Source organism: Herbaspirillum rubrisubalbicans (genome assembly GCF_003719195.1).
Classification (GTDB): Bacteria; Pseudomonadota; Gammaproteobacteria; order Burkholderiales; family Burkholderiaceae_D; genus Herbaspirillum; species Herbaspirillum rubrisubalbicans.
On the sequence record NZ_CP024996.1, the window covers coordinates 529942 to 548635 of the forward strand.

An 18694-nucleotide genomic window follows, 5' to 3' on the forward strand; every position below is an offset into this window, starting at 1 on the left:
AAATGGCCATGTGTAAGACCAAGAAGCTGATCATTATCGGAGATAGTGCCTTTGCCGAAGTCGCTTATGAGTGCTTCACCCATGATTCGGCATACGAGGTAGTGGGTTTCGCAGTCGAGTCCGCTTTCCTGACTCGGCGGGAACTGTTTGGTTTGCCGGTCGTAGAACTCGAAACAATTGAGGAAGAATTTCCGCCGGCGGAGGTAGAGTTTTATGCCGCGCTGGTTTATACGCAGCTCAATAGATTGCGTACCCGGTTGTATCAGTCGATGAAAGACAAGGGTTACCGTGCAGCCAGCTACGTCAGCAGCCGCGCATTCGTATGGCATAACGTCAAGCTCGGCGAACACTGCTTTGTCTTTGAGGACAATACGCTGCAGCCCTTCGTGGCAATCGGGAACAATGTTGTGTTGTGGAGTGGCAATCACATTGGCCATCATTCCGTCATTCAAGACAACTGTTTCATTGCATCACATGTTGTAGTATCCGGCTTTTGCAACGTGGGCAGGAATACCTTCATCGGCGTCAATGCCGCATTAGCCAACAATATCAATGTCGCTCCGGACAACTGGATCGGAGTGGGGGCTGCCATCACACAGGATACGCAGCCGGACCAGTTGTTCAAGAGCATACAAGCAGAGCCGGCAAAGGTGTCTGCGAGCAGATTTTTCAAGGTCAAAAAATGAAATGGCGTAAATTGGGGCTGGTGTGGAACACGGACGGTAAGCAGGCCTGGGCGCGTTCGCACGCCATGGGGCCGACCCCGTTCCTTCTGACACCCGAGGTGATTCGCGTCTTTATCACCTGTCTTGATGAAAAGGGGCGGGGGCGCCCTGGTTTCGTCGATGTCTCGGCAGCAGATCCCACGCGTGTGCTTGGGACATCTGGCGATGCCATCATGGACATTGGCGAACCTGGTTCTTTTGATGACAATGGTCTTATGTTGACCAGTGTGATTCGTCTCCCATCTGGGAACTTGCTCATGTATTACGCGGGCTTTGAAATCTGCACGAATATTCGCTATCGGATACTTTCCGGTGCCGCCATCAGTTCCGATGATGGGGCGTCGTTCTCTAGGGTCGGAAGCACGCCGGTTCTTGATCGCACTGATAGTGAGAGGTTCTTTCGCTGTGGCCCGTTCATCCTTCAAGAGCAAGGGGTCTTCAAGCTTTGGTACATTGCCGGAAGTCAATGGACGATCCTCAATGGTAAGTTCATGCCTGTCTACGATCTCCGCTACCAAGAGTCTGAGGACGGGCTTGTCTGGGCAGACACTGGAGTGCTGTCGATGGCCCTTACGGGGGAGGACGAGCATGGATTCGGACGTCCCTGGGTAATCCGTAAGCCAGGTGGCGGATATCGCCTTTTTTACTCTATCAGAAGACGTTCTTTTGGGGCCTATCGACTCGGCTACGCCGAATCGCAAGACGGTATTCATTGGGACAGACTGGACGATGGCATGGGGCTCGATGTCAGTCCCGAGGACATTGCTTCTGATGCGATCATGTATTCGGCCGTCATCGAGGTGAACGGGAAAACCTACTGCTTTTACAATGGAAACAATTTCGGCGAAGAGGGTTTCTGTGTGGCGGAGTTGATCTCGTGAGTATCGAGATTGCCTCTTTCGCAGAGGCCGATTCGCAACGATGGGACGATTTCTGTGCAACCGCCATCAATGGCAGCTTCTTGCACTCACGCCGGTTCCTGAGTTATCACGGTGATCGTTTCGACGATCTTTCCCTGATGATTTTTGATAGTGGGAAACTTGTCGGGGTACTCCCCGCGGCGCTGTCGCCAGCCGATGCGACTCAAGTGGTGAGCCATCCTGGAATCACCTATGGTGGCATCGTTCATGACGGGAAACTCGTCGGCATGAAAATGCTCGCGGCATTGTCGGCCGTGTCTGAGTGGTATCGGCGCCTGGGATATGGTTCTTTGCTGTATAAGGCTTTGCCTCACATATATGCGCGTGCACCTGCGCAGGATGACCTGTATGCACTGTTCAGGTTGGGCGCGACACGAGTCCGATGTGACTTGTCTTGCGCAATGGATCTGGCCGCACGTCTTGAACGCAGTGAAAGACGAAAGCGCAGCTTCAAAAAAGCCAATGCTTCGGTGGCTGTTTCGGATGAACAGCACCTCATGGAGCCTCTCTGGCAAGTGCTGGAGGAGAACCTGGTCAGGAAACATGGCGCGCGACCGGTGCACACCATGGCAGAACTTGCCCTGTTGCGTGAGCGCTTTCCCCAGCACATAACTGTCTTATGCGCCTTGATCGATGGACAGGTCGAGGCCGGCGTCGTGTTCTTTAACAGTAGTTCTGTCTGGCACGCGCAATACATTGCTGCCAGTGCCAAAGCCTATGACGTAGCCGCGCTGGACGCGGTTTTCGAAGCCGGTATTGTCCGCGCCAGGGAGGCCGGCGTTCGTTATTTCGATTTCGGTACCAGCAATGAGGAGGGGGGGATGATCCTCAATGACGGGTTGTATCGTTTCAAGTCGGAATTCGGCGCAGCAGGTGTCGCGCATGAATTCTTCGAATTGAGATTCCATCATGAATAAAAAGTTATCGATTGTCGTTCCCGTCTATTTCAACGGGGCAAGTTTGCCGCACCTGTTTTCCGAGTTGACCGCATTGGAGGAGCAACTGGCGACACGGAGTGTTGATCTGGAGTTGATATTCGTGGACGATGGTTCGCGCGATGATTCCCTTGAGCGCTTGCTGGAGTTCCGCAATAAACGTCAGGGTACCCGTGTCGTCAAGCTGACTCGAAATTTCGGCGCCGTGCATTGTTCCAAGACGGGCATGAAGTTCGTCACTGGTGATGCCTTCATGGTAGTGGCTGCCGATCTTCAGGATCCGCCGGAGCTTGTGCTGGACATGGTGGATCGTTGGCTAAATGGTGCAAAGTTCGTGATTTGCGAGCGTATTACACGCCAGGATCCTGCCGTGTCCAAAATGTATTCCTGGATTTACTACAAGCTACTGAAGCTATTAGTGATGAAAGATTATCCAGACGGTGGCTATGACATGGCGCTGATGGATAAGGTGTTCCTGCCGCATCTCCAGAACAGTTCCAAGAGCGTATTCACGCCGCTATTGGCATATTGGCTGGGCTACAAGCCCGATGTGATTAAGTATCACCGTCGCGCACGCAAACACGGCAAATCAGGCTGGACATTTGCCAAGAAATTCAATGCATTTCTCGATGTGATGCTGGGTTTTTCCATTCGCCCCATCAGATTGATCTCCGGAATGGGGGTGCTTGTAGCGCTGTTGAGCTTCGTTTATGGAGGGCTGGTCGTTGTCAATGCGCTTTTCAATCGTATTCCGATTGAAGGATTCGCTACCGTGGTGGCCCTCATTACCTTCTTGCTGGGTTTGATCATTGTGATGCTTGGCGTAATTGGTGAGTACTTGTGGCGTATTTTCGAAGAGACGAACAAGCGTCCGGAGACTGTGATTGATGAGATTTGGTGAATCGAGTTTGATCAAGTACCTCGCTGCCGGAGGTCTTAATACGGGGCTCACGTATCTGCTCTATTTATTGCTCTTGCATGTGGTGCCCTACATCTGGGCTTATTCTCTGACGTTTGTCGCCGGCATCATGTTGGGATACCTATTAAATACATTTTGGGTATTCAAGGCCAGGCCAGGGCTTCATTCGTTACTACGCTATCCCTTGCTTTATGTCGTCAACTATCTCTTCGGAATTGGGTTGCTCTGGTTGCTCGTGGAACGATTGAAGATCGCGGAAACGTTCGGTCCGTTATTGGTCCTCATCCTGTCTGTGCCCGTGATGTACATACTTACCAAAATAATTTTTAGCAGGGAAAAAAAGCAATGAAGGCCAAGCCAAGTATCAATGACTGCACGGTGGTATCGTTGCCGAAAATCACCGATCCCCGGGGCAACCTGACATTCGTTGAAGAGAATAATCACATTCCGTTTGATATCAAGCGTGTGTTCTATCTCTACGATGTACCCACCGAAGAGAGTCGTGGTGCACATGCGCATCGCTCTTTACATCAGTTCATTGTCTGCCTCTCTGGCAGTTTTGATGTGGCAATTGACGATGGCGAGTTCCAGGCCAGGATTCACTTGAATCGTCCTTGGAAGGGCTTGCATGTCCCACCGATGATCTGGGCTGCCGAGATCAATTTTGACCCAGGTACCGTATGCCTGGTCTTGGCTTCGGACAAATATGACGAGAGCGACTATATCCGGGACTACCAGGAGTACCGGGTCGCGCTTGCTGCTATCGCTGCTTGAGTTTATGGTAATGGGTCGAATCGAGTACAAACCGAAGGTATTTTTCGCCGCACTTCAGGCTTTCTGGCCGTCCGTTTTTCTTGGCGTGCTATGGATCACTTTGGTCGCGTGGCGCCCTGCGTTCTTCGGCTTCTACCATGATGACTGGAGTTCGGTCGCAGTGCCACTGGATCGATCGAGCGATCTTGCTTCCTTGCTGGCAGCCGATCCCAGTCGGCCTCTTTACATCATTGTCCTGTATATCTTACGATGGTTGCTATCAGGTAAAGTGGTTCTGTGGCAATCTTTACTGGCGTTCGTTCATTTCCTCAATGCCATCGCCATTTATAGATTGGCGGGTTATCTTTTCTCCTCCGCGCAGCCCGAACGCAGTCGAGTACCCAGTGTAGTCGGCGCTGCGCTCTGGCTGCTCTATCCCTGGTCACTGGGATACTCGGCTTGGGCCATCATGTTGCCGCCGGATATCGGCATGTTACTGGCTGTGTCGGGGATGCTCATGGTCATGCGTCCCGGCTTGGACCTCAAGCGTGTTTATTTCGCTATCTTGCTGTTGGTATTGAGTTGGTTGATCTATGAGGCCACTTGGATGCTGTGGCTGCCGTTTTCCCTCGTATTGCTGATGCGCGCCAGAAAAAGCACGGGCTTGCGGCCTGTTGCCTGGCGATTCTTCTGGGGCTCTTTGCTCGCGCAGGTAGTGTTCATTATTCTCAATCGCGTTATTTCCGCACAGTCCTCGCATGGCAAGAAGTTGTCGGCAAGTATCCTGGCCCTCTTGGATACGGATAGATACCTATTCGTCAACCAATTGTTGCCATCTTTGTGGAGCTACCAGTTCATCGGATATAGCCTGCTTCTGCTATTGGCTTGTCTTTTGTTGAACGTTCGCAGGTGCATCGCACTGCCGGCTCGCGGCTGGGTACTGTTCTGCATGATTCTTGGCTTGGTGGTCTCGCAACTCCTGTATGCAGCAGCTGGTTATGCCATTGAGTGGACGGGGCTGTTCAGTCGCGTCACTCTCCCAGTCAGTTTCTGGCTCTCCCTCGCTTTCGCAAGTTTGTTTTCCATGGCCTGGAGCGGGGCGCGGCCTTATGTGAAGACCGCGCTTGTGGTCGCTCTGGCTGGTGTGGCGGTACCTCTGTCCTACTCTCTTGTCGAGCAATCGAGCTTCTGGGCCAAGAGCTGGGAAGAGCAACAGAACCTACTCAAGATGCTGCCGCAGAACGTTACCAGCGTGGTAGGGGAGGATAGAATGCTCGTCGTTGATGCGCCACGAGGAACACCTCCGGTTTTTACTTTCAGTGCCTACTGGGACATCAGTGCAGCTCTTGTTCCTTATGTGCCTGCCTACGCTAACGAAAAGAGACCGCATGAATTTGCTACCATGTTGCGCAAAGACGAGTGGCGTACGACATGGGATGGTGAAGTCCTGACGCAATACTGGTGCACCTCACGGGATATTCCTCTGTGGAAGCTTGACGCAAAGCACGTCTATTTGTGGCGCTATCCCGCGCAACAGGCGACTGCGCTAACTGCTCCTTATGACAGTGGATGTGGTACCTCTTCCGCAAAAAAATGAGCGACTATAGTTGGCCGGTAGTGCTGCGGCTTGGGCGGTGTTGAGAATATCGTTCCTGGTATTGATCGCATCGTGCCATTTATAATAAGCACCCCAAGCATTGGGCTGCGAATGAACATTTCCTCTTAACATGATGGCAAAAAGCCACAAGAACGAGCGGTCGGATGATAGGAATAAAGCAAGGTGATTCTCCGTTGGTGACGGTGCTCCTGCCAGTGAGAAACGGTCGAGAAACCTTGGTGGTGGCGCTGCAGTCCATCGTCTCGCAAACCTTGGCTTCTATGGAAGTATTGGTGCTGGATGATGGGTCGACGGATGGCAGTGGTGAAATCGTCGCTCGGTTCGATGATCCTCGTCTGCGTCTTGTCAGCGACGGCCGGCACAAGGGACTGGCCACGCGTCTCAACGAAGGCATTGATCTGGCACGAGGCAAATACATTGCCAGAATGGATGCGGATGACGTCGCTTTTCCTGAACGCCTGCAGCGTCAGTACGAGTATCTCGAGAGCCATCCTCAAGTCGATCTGCTGGGTACGCGTGCCATCGTGTTTCGGTCCCAGGATGAGGTGATCGGACTACTTTCATTCAAAGCCAGTCATGAACAGATCTGTGCCAGCCCGTGGAGAGGCGTGCCGTTGCCGCACCCTACATGGATGGGAAAGTCAGCCTGGTTTCGGACGCACCGTTATCGTATGCCGGAGGTCCTGAGAGCAGAGGATCAGGAGTTGCTCATTCGCGCGGCTCCTTCGAGCTGTTATGCATGTTTGGATGACGTCTTGCTCGGTTATCGACAACATGGTTTTTCATTGCCCAAGGTATTGTTGGCGCGCAGGCATTTGCTGCGCGCGCAGTTGGGGCTGTTTATGACTCGCGGCGAGTGGGTGAATGCTGGGCTCGCCTTGTCGATGGGGATTCTGAAGATGGTAGTCGATCTCCTGTGCTCATTGCCCGGAGGCAAGCGCCTGTTCTTCGCCAGAATGGCGAACGCCTACGAGCCAGCCCATCTGCAAGAGCTGCAGAGAATATTGCAAATAGGCAAATGAATAACATGGGCAAGAAAATCTTGTATGTGGTGACGGAAGACTGGTTTTTCTGCTCCCACTTTCTCGACCGTGCAGTAGCCGCACGCGGCGCCGGTTACGAAGTGATCGTGGCGGCACGAGAGGGGACGCACGCCGAAGCTATCCATCAGGCAGGCCTGACATTTATTCCAGTCAACTTCCACAGGCGTGGGACTAATCTATTTCATGAGGCGGCTACCTTCCTGCAGTTGCGGAAGGTATATCGTCAACAGCAGCCCGACATCGTGCACCATGTGGCGCTCAAGCCTATATTGTATGGATCCTTGGCCGCGTTACTGGAGCGCAAACCGTTTATCGTCAATGCACCGGTGGGTATGGGGTTCGTCTTTACCTCCCGTCGCTTGCTGGCTCGCGTCTTGAAACCGATGGTGATGTTTGCGATGCGCCATCTGCTCAATCCAAGGCGCAGCAAGGTGATTTTCGAGAACAAGGATGATCTGGGCGCGGCAATCCAGCAAAAGATTGTCCGTGCTGAGTGCGCGGAGCTTATCCGTGGCGCGGGAGTTGATACGGATGTCATTGAGGTCCGGCCTGAACCACCGGGGCCTGTTCGTATTGTTCTGGCGGCGCGCATGTTGTGGGACAAAGGGGTCGGCGAATTCGTCGAGGCTGCCCGCATGGTCAAGAGGACCTTTCCTGATGCCCGCTTCCAGCTCGTGGGGGCTCCCGATGAGGGAAATCCTGCTTCTGTGTCCGATGCACAGCTTTTGACGTGGCAGAAGGAGGGCGCCATTGAATGGTTGGGGCAGAGAAGTGATGTTCCTGCCATCCTGGCTGACAGCCATATTGCTTGTTTGCCCTCCTATCGGGAGGGGTTGCCTAAGTTTCTGCTGGAAGCGTTGGCAGCAGGACGTGCCGTGGTGGCGACCGATGTTCCCGGGTGTCGCGAGGCAGTAGAGCCAGGGGTCAATGGCTTGCGAGTGCCGGCCCGCGAGTGTGCACCGCTTGCGGAGGGGCTCATGCAATTGATCGTAGACAACGAAACACGACAGAGATTTGGCAAAAACGGTCGATTGCGTGCCGAAGCGGAGTTTTCGGCCAAGCGCATCATCGGAGAGACCCTGGCACTCTATCGCAGAGTCATTGCCTGAGATTAGTTAGTATTGCGTAAGCTTTTCTTCCGATCACGACTGTAATTGAAAACCGATGTATGAAAAGAATGTTGGATGTCTGTTGTGCCCTCATAGGCCTGGGCTTGTTCCTGATCCCTGGTGTGCTCATCGCCCTTTGCATCAAGGCCACATCGGCGGGCCCCGTCATTTATTGGTCTAAGCGGGTGGGGAAAAACAACCAATTGTTCGATATGCCCAAATTCCGGAGCATGAGGACAGGCGCTCCTGCAGTGGCGACGCATCTCTTGACCGATGCCAAATCGCACCTTACACCGATTGGCGGCTTCCTGCGCAAGTCCAGCCTGGACGAGCTGCCGCAGCTCTGGAGTGTGTTGGTAGGACATATGAGCTTGGTCGGTCCACGCCCCGCATTATTCAATCAGACCGATCTGATTGAATTGCGTACCTTGGTCGGTGTGCATCGTCTGGCACCGGGTATTACCGGATGGGCTCAAATCAACGGTCGCGACGAACTCCCCATTCCCGACAAGGTCCGATATGACGAGCAATATCTTCAGCGTATGTCCTTCGTCTTTGATCTTTACATCTTGGCGCGCACCTTCCTGAAGGTCGTGAGCCGCAGCGGTGTTTCCCATTGAGAACTATGCGACGCAAACTCATACACTTTCCCAGGCCGATCAAGCAAAGCATCGTCATTGCCATCGACCTGGTTATTTGCGTAGTCTCCACTTGGGTTGCCTTCTCACTTCGGCTGGATACCGTGCATTTCCCGGTGGGCTATCAATGGCATGTCTACCAGATCACGCCGATGCTCATGTTGCCGATCTTCCTTCGTTTTGGCCTGTATCGTGCTGTCTTTCGTTACACAGGTATTGCGGCAATCGTCTCGATCGCCAAGGCCATCGCTTTGTATGGATTGATTCTGTTCGCCTTCCTGATGTGGTTGGCGCTTCCAGGCGTGCCGCGTTCCATTGGCCTGTTGCAACCGTTGCTGCTGTTCTCAATGATCGGAGGAAGCAGAGCTTTTGCCCGTTTGTGGTTAAGCCAGGCCGACGGTGAGCGTAAGTACCAGCGTGATTCGCGGATGCTGATCTATGGTGCGGGAGGTGCCGGCGCTCAGATCGCCGATGTACTTCAGCAAAGAAAGCAATTTACCATCATTGGTTTTCTCGACGATAAGCCCGAGCTGGATGGTAAGTTGATCAATGGATTGAAGGTCTACCCGGCAGGTGCTGTCGGAGATGTGATCAGACTGTTTGCTGTGACTGATATCCTGTTGGCGCTGCCCTCGGTGACTCGGACCCGTCGCAATGAGATTCTCGACAGCTTGCGTCAGTATCACGTCCATGTGAGTTCATTGCCCGATCTTACCGACTTGGCCCGCGGTAAGGTGATGATGTCCGATATCCATGAGTTGGATATCGTGGACTTGCTTGGTCGGGACCCCGTGGCGCCCAATCCGGCCCTGATCAGCCGCAACGTCTTCGATAAGGTGGTCATGGTAACCGGCGCTGGCGGCAGCATCGGCAGTGAGTTGTGCCGACAGATATTACGTGCCAGACCGTCGTGTCTGTTGCTGTTGGATCATAACGAGTTCAGCCTTTACGCTATTCACCGAGATCTGATGGACCGGGCCTTGGATCAGCAATTGCAAGTCACCCTGATACCGTTATTGGGCAGTGTCAAGGATTTCGACAGATTGGCCCAGATTTGCCGTGCTTGGCGTCCCCGCACCATCTATCATGCAGCTGCCTACAAGCATGTTCCGCTGGTTGAGCATAACCCTGCGGAAGGTATTCGCAACAACGTTTTTGGTACCTTGAACGTGGCCAAGGCGGCTATTGAGAGCGGTGTCCATGACATGGTACTGATTAGTACCGACAAGGCAGTGCGTCCTACGAACGTGATGGGAGCGACCAAGCGGCTTGCCGAGATGATTCTGCAGGCATTGTCGGTAAGTAGCGTGAAGCCCTTCGGTGATTTGCAAGCCCAGTACAACGAGGATGGGATCAAGACTCGTTTTTCGATGGTGCGCTTTGGCAACGTCCTGGATTCTTCGGGCTCTGTGGTGCCGCTCTTCCGTGAGCAGATCAAGAATGGTGGGCCGATCACCTTGACTGATAAAGAGGTGACACGCTACTTCATGACAATACCGGAGGCTGCCCAACTTGTCATCCAAGCCGGTGCAATGGCCGAAGGCGGAGACGTGTTTTTGCTCGACATGGGTACGCCGGTACGGATTTTTGATCTGGCCCGTCGGATGATAGAGCTGTCTGGACTGACTGTACGCGACGAGCAACGCCAAGATGGCGATATCGAAATTCAAATTACCGGCTTACGCCCAGGAGAGAAGCTCTATGAGGAGCTTCTCATCGGTGATAACGCGAAAGGCACAGCACATCCCCGTATCATGCGTGCGCGTGAGGAGATGCTACCGTGGCCGGAACTCCTTAAGAGCTTGGATCAGCTTTCATTGATAGTCGAGAAAAATGATGTGGAGGCTGTCCGCACCCTTCTGTCCAATCTTGTTGCCGGCTATTCCCCTGCATGTGAGATCGTTGATTGGGTTAATGCAGCCTCGAATCAAGCTTCAATCGAAGTGCTACCTGTACCGACCACCTTAGAAATTTAAACTTTAACTTTCACCCTGGGGAAACTATGACCCAACTTGAGCGCTCCATTTTCAAAGCCTACGACATCCGCGGCATCATCGACAAAACCCTGGACGACCAAGTCGCCTTCCAGATCGGCCAGGCTTTCGGCGCTGCCGCCTTGGCCAAAGGCCAGAAGAAGGTCGTGATCGGCCGTGACGGCCGTCTTTCCGGCCCGTCGCTGTCGGCCGCGCTGGCCAAGGGCCTGCAGGCGGTGGGGGTGGACGTGATTGACCTGGGCATGGTCGCCACCCCCATGGTCTATTTCGGCACCCACGTGCTCGATACGCAGTCCGGCATCATGGTCACCGGCAGCCACAATCCGCCCGACTACAACGGTTTCAAGATGGTGCTGGCCGACGAAGCGATCCACGGTGAGACCATCCAGGCTCTGTACCAGGCCATCGTCAAGGGGGAATTCCCGCAGGGCAACGGCAGCTACAGCACCCATGACATCAAGGATGCCTACATCTCGCGCATGATCTCCGACGTCAAGCTGGCCCGTCCGTTGAAGATCGCCGTCGATTGCGGCAATGGCGTGGCCGGTGCTTTCGCGGCCGATATCTACCGTGCGCTGGGCTGCGAAGTGACCGAGCTGTTCTGCGAAGTCGATGGCAACTTCCCCAACCACCATCCCGATCCGGCCCATCCTGAAAACCTGCAAGACCTGATCCGCTGCCTGCAGGAAACCGACAATGAGCTCGGCCTGGCCTTCGATGGCGATGGCGACCGCCTGGGTCTGGTGACCAAGGATGGCCAGATCATCTATCCGGACCGCCAACTGATGCTCTTCGCCGAAGACGTGCTCACCCGCAATCCGGGCAAGGAAATCCTTTACGACGTCAAGTGCACGCGCCACCTGGCGCCTTGGATCACCGCGCGCGGTGGCCAGCCGCTGATGTGGAAGACCGGTCACTCGCTGGTCAAGGCCAAGCTGCGTGAAACCGGCGCCCCGCTGGGCGGCGAGATGAGCGGTCATATCTTCTTCAAGGACCGCTGGTTCGGCTTCGATGATGGCCTCTATGCCGGTGTGCGCATGTTGGAGCTGATGGCGCGCCAGAGCGACCCGTCGGCGGTGCTCAATGCCCTGCCGCAGTCGGTCAGTACCCCGGAACTGCAACTGAAGCTGCAGGAAGGCGAGAACTTCGCCTTGATCGGCAAGCTGCAAAGCGAGGCCAAGTTCGAGGGTGCGCAGGACATCATCACCATCGACGGCCTGCGCGTGGAATATGCCGACGGCTTCGGTCTGGCACGCTCCTCCAACACCACGCCGGTGGTGGTGCTGCGCTTCGAAGCCGAGACCCCGCAAGCGCTGGAGCGCATCCAGGGCGAGTTCCGCAAGGTGATCCTGGCGGCCCGTCCCGATGTCACACTGCCGTTCTGATCGTCCAATGAGGTAAGATGCTGGCCCACCATTAAGTCAAGCCAAAGTGGGCCAGCCTTGAAAATTCTCATCGTCCGCGTCTCTTCCCTGGGAGACGTCATCCATAACATGCCGATGGTTGCGGACATCCATCGCCATTTCCCCGATGCGCAGATCGACTGGGTGGTGGAAGAGGCCTATACCAGCCTCATCCGCCTCAACCCGCAGGTGCGCAATGTCATTCCCATCGCCCTGCGCCGCTGGCGCAAGACCCTGTTCTCGGCCGCCACCCGCGCCGAGATGGGCGCATTTCGCCAGCAATTGTGCGCCCAAGCCTATGACCTGGTGTTCGATACCCAGGGCCTGCTCAAGACCAGCGTGGTCATGCGCATGGCGCACCTGGCGCCGCACGGGCGCCGCGTGGGCCTGGCCAATGCTACCGAAGGCTCGGGCTATGAGCCGATCTCGCGCATCTTCCATGACCAGAGCATTGTCGTGGACCGGCGTGCCCATGCCGTGGCGCGGGCGCGCCTGGTGGCGGCTGGCGCGCTGGGTTATGAGGTCGAGGGTTTACCCGATTTCGCCTTGCAGCCGCCGCCCACAGTGCGTTTTGGGTGGATGCCGGAGCAGCCCTACGTGGTCTTTTTCCATGGCACCGCGCGTGCCGCCAAGCAATGGCCGCAGGCGCAGTGGATCAAGTTGGGACAGGCGCTGGGGGCGCGAGGACTGCCGGTGCTGCTGCCCTGGGGCAGTGCCAAGGAAGAGCAAGCCGCACGACAACTGGCCGCTGGGATTCCCGGTGCCATCGTACTGCCGGCGCTGCCGCTGATGCAGGCCGTGGCACTGGTGCAGCAGGCGCAACTGGTGATCGGGCTCGATACGGGCCTCACCCACATCGCTGCTGCCTATGACAAGCCCACCATCGAGCTCTACTGCGACTCGCCGCGCTGGAAGACCGAGGGCAACTGGTCTCCACGCATCGTCAACCTGGGCGATCTGGGGGCGCCGCCGTCGGAAGAGGATGTGCTGGCCGCTGCGCTGGGCTTGCTGGACTGAACCTTGCTGTTCGCTGTGAAGCGCGTGGGTGGCGGTTGAACATGTTTTGAAACAGATCAAAACCCTTGCTCAAACTACCAAATCACGCTGCAAGCCGCTTGCGGCCTGATGTTGCGGTGCTGGTGCAAGTGCGCTGCCACCACACGCCCTGGGCGCTTGAGGGCATAATACGCGCCATGGAATCGCAAATTATCGAGATTGGCCTGACAGATTGGCAGGTCGACAATCCCAACCCGGAATGGATTACGGCGCTGGAAGCCGGCAAGGTGCTGTATTTCCCGCAGCTGGCTTTCCAGTTGCTGGAGTCCGAGCGCCCGCTCCTGAACCCGGCCGTGCGTGCCCCCAAGTCGCGTAACATCAGCCTGGATGCGCGTGGTCACATCAAGGGTGCCGCCGGTGGCACCGAGCAGCAACTGGCGCTGGCCGCCATGGTGGGCCGTTTCCGCGAACAGGCGCTGGCGCTGGTGCATTCCCTGCTGCCCAAGTATCGCGATGCCTTGCGGGTGGCGCCTACCAGCTATCGTCCGATGCAGGTCGAGACCCGTGCCCAATCCTGGCGTGCGGATGATCGGCGGATGCACGTGGATGCCTTCCCTTCGCGCCCCAACTATGGCGAGCGCATCCTGCGCGTCTTCACCAACGTCAATCCAGACGGTGTGCCGCGCGTCTGGCGCGTGGGCGAACCCTTCGAGACCGTGGCCCGGCGCTTCCTGCCGCGCGCCAAGCCTTACGTGCGTTGGCAGGCCAAGGTATTGAACGCGCTGCATGTGACCAAGTCCTTGCGCAGTGAATACGATCACCTGATGCTGCAATTGCATGATGGGATGAAGGGCGACATGCAATACCAGCAGGATGCCCAGCAGGTCACCATGCCCTTTGCCGCAGGTTCGGTCTGGATTTGTTTCTCCGACCAGGCCTCGCACGCGGTGATGTCGGGCCAATACATGATGGAGCAGACTCTGCACCTGGTGCCGCAACAGCAATACGATCCGCAATCCAGCCCCTTGGCCATCCTGACGCGCCTGGCCGGCCATCCGCTGGTCTGAGATGCGGTTGCTGTATTGTGCAATCTGGTGGTTGGCCCTGCCGCTGGTACTGTTGCGTCTGTGGCGGCGCGGCCGCAAGGAGCCCGGCTACCGGGCGCACGTCGCCGAACGCCTGGGCTTCTATCCGCGCCTGCCTGATCCGCAGGCGCGTTTCATCTGGGTGCACGCTGTCTCGGTCGGCGAGACGCGTGCCGCCCAGCCCCTCATCGAGGCCTTGCTGCAGCACTATCCGCAGCACAGCATCCTGTTGACTTGCATGACCGCGACCGGCCGGGACACTGGCGCCCAGGTGTACGGCAAGCACGGCGAACGCGTCGTGCAGAGCTTCCTGCCGTATGACATCGGCTGGATGTGCGCGCGCTTCCTGTGCCATTTCCGTCCGGTGGTCTGTGTATTGATGGAAACCGAGGTCTGGCCCACCCTGATCGAACAATGCCGCCGTCATCGTGTGCCGGTGATGCTGGCCAATGCGCGCCTGTCGGCGCGTTCACTGCGCCGTGGCCTGCGTTTTGCGACGTTGCTGCGGCCGACTGCCGAAGCGATCGACGTGGTCGGTGCCCAGTCCGAGGCGGATGCCGAACGCCTGCGCGCCTTCGGTGCGCGCCATGTGGAAGTGATCGGCAGCCTCAAGTTCGATGTGCAGCCTCCGGTGGAGATGGTTGAGCGCGGCCTGGGGTGGAAGCGCGGGATCGGTGAGCGCAAGGTGCTGCTATGCGCCAGTACACGTGAAGGTGAGGAATCCTTGATCCTCGATGCCCTGGCCAAGCTGGGCCGCAGCGATTGGCTGACCGTCATCGTGCCGCGTCATCCACAGCGTTTCGATGAGGTGGCCGGGATGATTCGCTCCCGTGGCTTGCGGCTGCGTCGGCGCTCCGAGCTTGCGCCGGACACTGCTCTGGATGAGGTCGATGTCCTGCTGGGCGATTCGATGGGGGAGATGTTTGCTTACTACGCAGCCTGCGATGCTGCCTTCATCGGTGGCAGTCTGCTGCCCTTGGGTGGGCAGAACCTGATCGAGGCGTTTGCCCTGGGCAAGCCGGTGTTGATCGGGGAGCACACTTTCAATTTCCTGCATATCTCCGAGGATGCCGTCGCCGATGGCGCCGCCGCCCGTGTGGAGGATGCGGTGGCACTGATGCGCCAGTGGGCGCAGCTCATGGCCGATCCAGCGCGGATGGAGGCCATGGCGCAGGCCGCCACCATGTTCGCCCAGCGCCACCAGGGAGCGACTGCTCGCAGTCTGGCATTGCTGCAACCGTTGATGGGGCGGGCTTAGCCGCGGCGGTAGGCGTCGACCGTTTTCTTGAAGGCTTGATCGACGCTGGTCGGTGGCGTCCATCCAAGCAATTCCCGATTCTTGCTGATATCGACTTGCAGCGAACCGCACAGGCGTTGCGCGATGCCGGCTTTGCCCAGCAGGCGCGCAGCCCATGCCAGGCAGCAGGCGGGGATCGGCAGCAAGGCTGGTGACTTGCCCAGTGCCTGGGCCAGGCGTCTGAGCATGGCGGTGGTGGACAGGTCTTCGCCATCCGATACCAGGAACACCTGGCCGACAGCGGCCGGATGCGTCAGGCAGACGGTGATCAAGTCCACCAGATTGTCCAGCGCCACCAGGCTGCGCCGATTGGTGGTAATGCCTCCCAGCGGCAACGGTACACCCTTGTCCAGCCAGCGCATCATGCTCAGGAAATTGGCTTTGACGCCTGGGCCGTAGACTAGCACTGGGCGTATCACTACCACTTCCATCTGGCCGGTTCGGCCCAGTTCCAGCAGGGCCTGTTCAGCTTCCATCTTCGAAATGCCATAAGGATCGGCGGGCGCCGGGAGGTCATCGGCATGAAAAGAGGCGCCCGGCCCGGTCTGCTCGCCATTGACCTTGATCGAACTGATAAAGACGAAGCGTCGTACTCCCGCCTGTTGCGCCTGGCGCGCTAGCGCCAGGGTGCCTTCAACGTTGATGCGCCGGAATTCGGCCAGAGGATCGCTGGCGGTCTCGCTCATGACATGGACCCGTGCCGCGCAATGGACGATGGCCTGCGTCTGGTGCAGAGCGGCTGACCAATCGGTATCGGCGGCCAGGCCGCTGATGCTGACCTGCTCCACATTGTCGTCCTGAGGGATAGCGCGCGCCGAAGGGCGGACCGCTGCGCGAAGATGATGTTGACCGTCGGAGGAGAGGCGGGCGATCAGGGCTTGGCCGACAAAGCCGGAGGCGCCGGTTATGAGAATATGCATGGGGCTGGCCAATGGAGCGGACGAAGACAGGGGAGCCGATATTATCACTGCAGGCAGGGTAGGCAAGGTGAGGCGCCAGGGTGAAGGTTTGTGCCTGCCTTCTCTATGTATATAAATGATTTTGCGGTCTCCGACCCGGTTTGCTGGGCGGCCTTAGAGAGGCTTTGAAGTTTCTTACGAAGAGGGAGAAAGCGGCGTTCTAAATTATTTTCAATTATTTTTGAAAAAGGGCTTGCGCGGTGTGGGGAGGGTTGCTATAGTTCGCCCCCTGCTGACGCGACACACGAAGCGAAGTTGAAAGACAGAGCGACGGAGGTGGGCGAAGCAAAGAGGTGTGAAGTGGTTTGTAGGGCGTTTTAAATGGAAGTAGTCGAAGCGATCAGTTAAGCGAGACGAAAAAATTTAAAACGAATCGCAAAAAAGTAGTTGACGCGATAAACAAACTGCTACATAATCTCGTTTCTCTGCTGCTGACGAACAAAACGATTCGCGGCGATGCAAACAGCGCCAAGCGCGTTTGCGGCAGACAAGATCTTTAAAAATTAACAGCCGATAAGCGTGGGCGTTTAATGAAGTGCGACAGAACTTCGGTTCTGGAAACTTTAAACATTAAATGCTCACAAGAAATATAGGTAAGATCGCAAGAAATTACCTGTCAGTATTTTGAGAGAGCGATGCCCTTCGGGGTAGCCAGAAATGGCACAAAACAGAGATTAAACTAAAGAGTTTGATCCTGGCTCAGATTGAACGCTGGCGGCATGCCTTACACATGCAAGTCGAACGGCAGCATAGGAGCTTGCTCCTGATGGCGAGTGGCGAACGGGTGAGTAATATATCGGAACGTGCCCTAGAGTGGGGGATAACTAGTCGAAAGACTAGCTAATACCGCATACGATCTAAGGATGAAAGTGGGGGATCGCAAGACCTCATGCTCCTGGAGCGGCCGATATCTGATTAGCTAGTTGGTGGGGTAAAAGCCTACCAAGGCGACGATCAGTAGCTGGTCTGAGAGGACGACCAGCCACACTGGGACTGAGACACGGCCCAGACTCCTACGGGAGGCAGCAGTGGGGAATTTTGGACAATGGGGGCAACCCTGATCCAGCAATGCCGCGTGAGTGAAGAAGGCCTTCGGGTTGTAAAGCTCTTTTGTCAGGGAAGAAACGGTGGTAGCTAATATCTACTACTAATGACGGTACCTGAAGAATAAGCACCGGCTAACTACGTGCCAGCAGCCGCGGTAATACGTAGGGTGCAAGCGTTAATCGGAATTACTGGGCGTAAAGCGTGCGCAGGCGGTTGTGTAAGTCAGATGTGAAATCCCCGGGCTCAACCTGGGAATTGCATTTGAGACTGCACGGCTAGAGTGTGTCAGAGGGGGGTAGAATTCCACGTGTAGCAGTGAAATGCGTAGATATGTGGAGGAATACCGATGGCGAAGGCAGCCCCCTGGGATAACACTGACGCTCATGCACGAAAGCGTGGGGAGCAAACAGGATTAGATACCCTGGTAGTCCACGCCCTAAACGATGTCTACTAGTTGTCGGGTCTTAATTGACTTGGTAACGCAGCTAACGCGTGAAGTAGACCGCCTGGGGAGTACGGTCGCAAGATTAAAACTCAAAGGAATTGACGGGGACCCGCACAAGCGGTGGATGATGTGGATTAATTCGATGCAACGCGAAAAACCTTACCTACCCTTGACATGGTCGGAATCCTGAAGAGATTTGGGAGTGCTCGAAAGAGAACCGGCGCACAGGTGCTGCATGGCTGTCGTCAGCTCGTGTCGTGAGATGTTGGGTTAAGTCCCGCAACGAGCGCAACCCTTGTCATTAGTTGCTACGAAAGGGCACTCTAATGAGACTGCCGGTGACAAACCGGAGGAAGGTGGGGATGACGTCAAGTCCTCATGGCCCTTATGGGTAGGGCTTCACACGTCATACAATGGTACATACAGAGGGCCGCCAACCCGCGAGGGGGAGCTAATCCCAGAAAGTGTATCGTAGTCCGGATTGTAGTCTGCAACTCGACTACATGAAGTTGGAATCGCTAGTAATCGCGGATCAGCATGTCGCGGTGAATACGTTCCCGGGTCTTGTACACACCGCCCGTCACACCATGGGAGCGGGTTTTACCAGAAGTGGGTAGCCTAACCGCAAGGAGGGCGCTCACCACGGTAGGATTCGTGACTGGGGTGAAGTCGTAACAAGGTAGCCGTATCGGAAGGTGCGGCTGGATCACCTCCTTTCTAGAGTGCGCACGAAGTTAAGCGTCCACACTTATCGGCTGTAATTCAAAGAACAGTTATTTGGTGAAGCGCGGTCTGTGACACAAGGTCA

16 protein-coding genes and 1 rRNA gene are annotated in these 18694 nt (G+C 56.1%); 16 read left to right on the plus strand and 1 reads right to left on the minus strand.

Going from position 1 to position 18694, the window contains the following annotated elements; genetic code table 11:
• Positions 1 to 8 precede the first annotated feature (8 nt).
• From RC54_RS02380 to waaA, 15 genes are all read left to right on the plus strand, one after another.
• Positions 9 to 686 (plus strand): acetyltransferase, encoded by a 678-nt coding sequence (locus tag RC54_RS02380; protein WP_061790449.1) that lies wholly within the window; start codon positions 9 to 11, stop codon positions 684 to 686.
• On the plus strand, positions 683 to 1606 hold the full coding sequence (locus tag RC54_RS02385) for a hypothetical protein (protein WP_061790448.1): 924 nt from the start codon (positions 683 to 685) through the stop codon (positions 1604 to 1606). Before RC54_RS02380 ends, RC54_RS02385 begins: the two co-directional genes overlap by 4 nt.
• Positions 1603 to 2562 (plus strand): GNAT family N-acetyltransferase, encoded by a 960-nt coding sequence (locus RC54_RS02390; RefSeq protein ID WP_061790447.1) that lies wholly within the window; start codon positions 1603 to 1605, stop codon positions 2560 to 2562. Before RC54_RS02385 ends, RC54_RS02390 begins: the two co-directional genes overlap by 4 nt.
• On the plus strand, positions 2555 to 3481 hold the full coding sequence (locus RC54_RS02395; protein ID WP_061790446.1) for a glycosyltransferase family 2 protein: 927 nt from the start codon (positions 2555 to 2557) through the stop codon (positions 3479 to 3481). Before RC54_RS02390 ends, RC54_RS02395 begins: the two co-directional genes overlap by 8 nt.
• Entirely contained in the window at positions 3468 to 3848 is a 381-nt protein-coding gene (locus RC54_RS02400; protein WP_061790445.1) for a GtrA family protein, read from the plus strand. The genes RC54_RS02395 and RC54_RS02400 overlap by 14 nt, the downstream gene beginning before the upstream one ends.
• Positions 3845 to 4273, plus strand: a complete 429-nt coding sequence (locus RC54_RS02405; RefSeq protein WP_061790444.1) for a sugar 3,4-ketoisomerase — start codon at positions 3845 to 3847, stop codon at positions 4271 to 4273. Before RC54_RS02400 ends, RC54_RS02405 begins: the two co-directional genes overlap by 4 nt.
• The gene (locus RC54_RS02410) at positions 4254 to 5849 is read left to right on the plus strand and encodes a hypothetical protein (protein ID WP_061790443.1); all 1596 of its coding nucleotides are present in this window, start codon (positions 4254 to 4256) and stop codon (positions 5847 to 5849) included. Before RC54_RS02405 ends, RC54_RS02410 begins: the two co-directional genes overlap by 20 nt.
• Before the next feature lie 197 nt (positions 5850 to 6046).
• Positions 6047 to 6892, plus strand: coding sequence for a glycosyltransferase family 2 protein (locus RC54_RS02415; RefSeq protein ID WP_244216433.1), 846 nt, complete (start codon positions 6047 to 6049; stop codon positions 6890 to 6892).
• 5 nt (positions 6893 to 6897) lie between these two features.
• A complete protein-coding gene (locus RC54_RS02420; RefSeq protein WP_061790472.1) occupies positions 6898 to 8022 on the plus strand; it encodes a glycosyltransferase family 4 protein in 1125 nt (374 codons plus the stop codon).
• 59 nt (positions 8023 to 8081) lie between these two features.
• On the plus strand, positions 8082 to 8642 hold the full coding sequence (locus RC54_RS02425; protein WP_061790441.1) for a sugar transferase: 561 nt from the start codon (positions 8082 to 8084) through the stop codon (positions 8640 to 8642).
• A gap of 5 nt (positions 8643 to 8647) precedes the next feature.
• The gene (locus RC54_RS02430; protein WP_061790440.1) at positions 8648 to 10636 is read left to right on the plus strand and encodes a polysaccharide biosynthesis protein; all 1989 of its coding nucleotides are present in this window, start codon (positions 8648 to 8650) and stop codon (positions 10634 to 10636) included.
• Between the two features lie 26 nt (positions 10637 to 10662).
• The gene (locus RC54_RS02435) at positions 10663 to 12039 is read left to right on the plus strand and encodes a phosphomannomutase/phosphoglucomutase (protein WP_061790439.1); all 1377 of its coding nucleotides are present in this window, start codon (positions 10663 to 10665) and stop codon (positions 12037 to 12039) included.
• A gap of 57 nt (positions 12040 to 12096) precedes the next feature.
• On the plus strand, positions 12097 to 13074 hold the full coding sequence (gene waaC / locus RC54_RS02440; RefSeq protein WP_061790438.1) for a lipopolysaccharide heptosyltransferase I: 978 nt from the start codon (positions 12097 to 12099) through the stop codon (positions 13072 to 13074).
• A 176-nt stretch (positions 13075 to 13250) separates the two neighbouring features.
• Entirely contained in the window at positions 13251 to 14120 is an 870-nt protein-coding gene (gene kdoO / locus RC54_RS02445) for a Kdo hydroxylase KdoO (protein WP_058894121.1), read from the plus strand.
• Between the two features lies 1 nt (position 14121).
• The gene (gene waaA / locus RC54_RS02450; RefSeq protein ID WP_061790437.1) at positions 14122 to 15396 is read left to right on the plus strand and encodes a lipid IV(A) 3-deoxy-D-manno-octulosonic acid transferase; all 1275 of its coding nucleotides are present in this window, start codon (positions 14122 to 14124) and stop codon (positions 15394 to 15396) included.
• On the opposite strand, the gene RC54_RS02455 is transcribed toward waaA, so the two are convergent.
• Positions 15393 to 16355, minus strand: coding sequence for a UDP-glucose 4-epimerase family protein (locus RC54_RS02455; RefSeq protein WP_058894123.1), 963 nt, complete (start codon positions 16353 to 16355; stop codon positions 15393 to 15395). The genes waaA and RC54_RS02455 overlap by 4 nt on opposite strands.
• A gap of 715 nt (positions 16356 to 17070) precedes the next feature.
• On the opposite strand from RC54_RS02455, the gene RC54_RS02460 reads away from it, so the two are divergent.
• Positions 17071 to 18603: ribosomal RNA gene (locus tag RC54_RS02460) — 16S ribosomal RNA — on the plus strand.
• Positions 18604 to 18694: the final 91 nt, after the last annotated feature.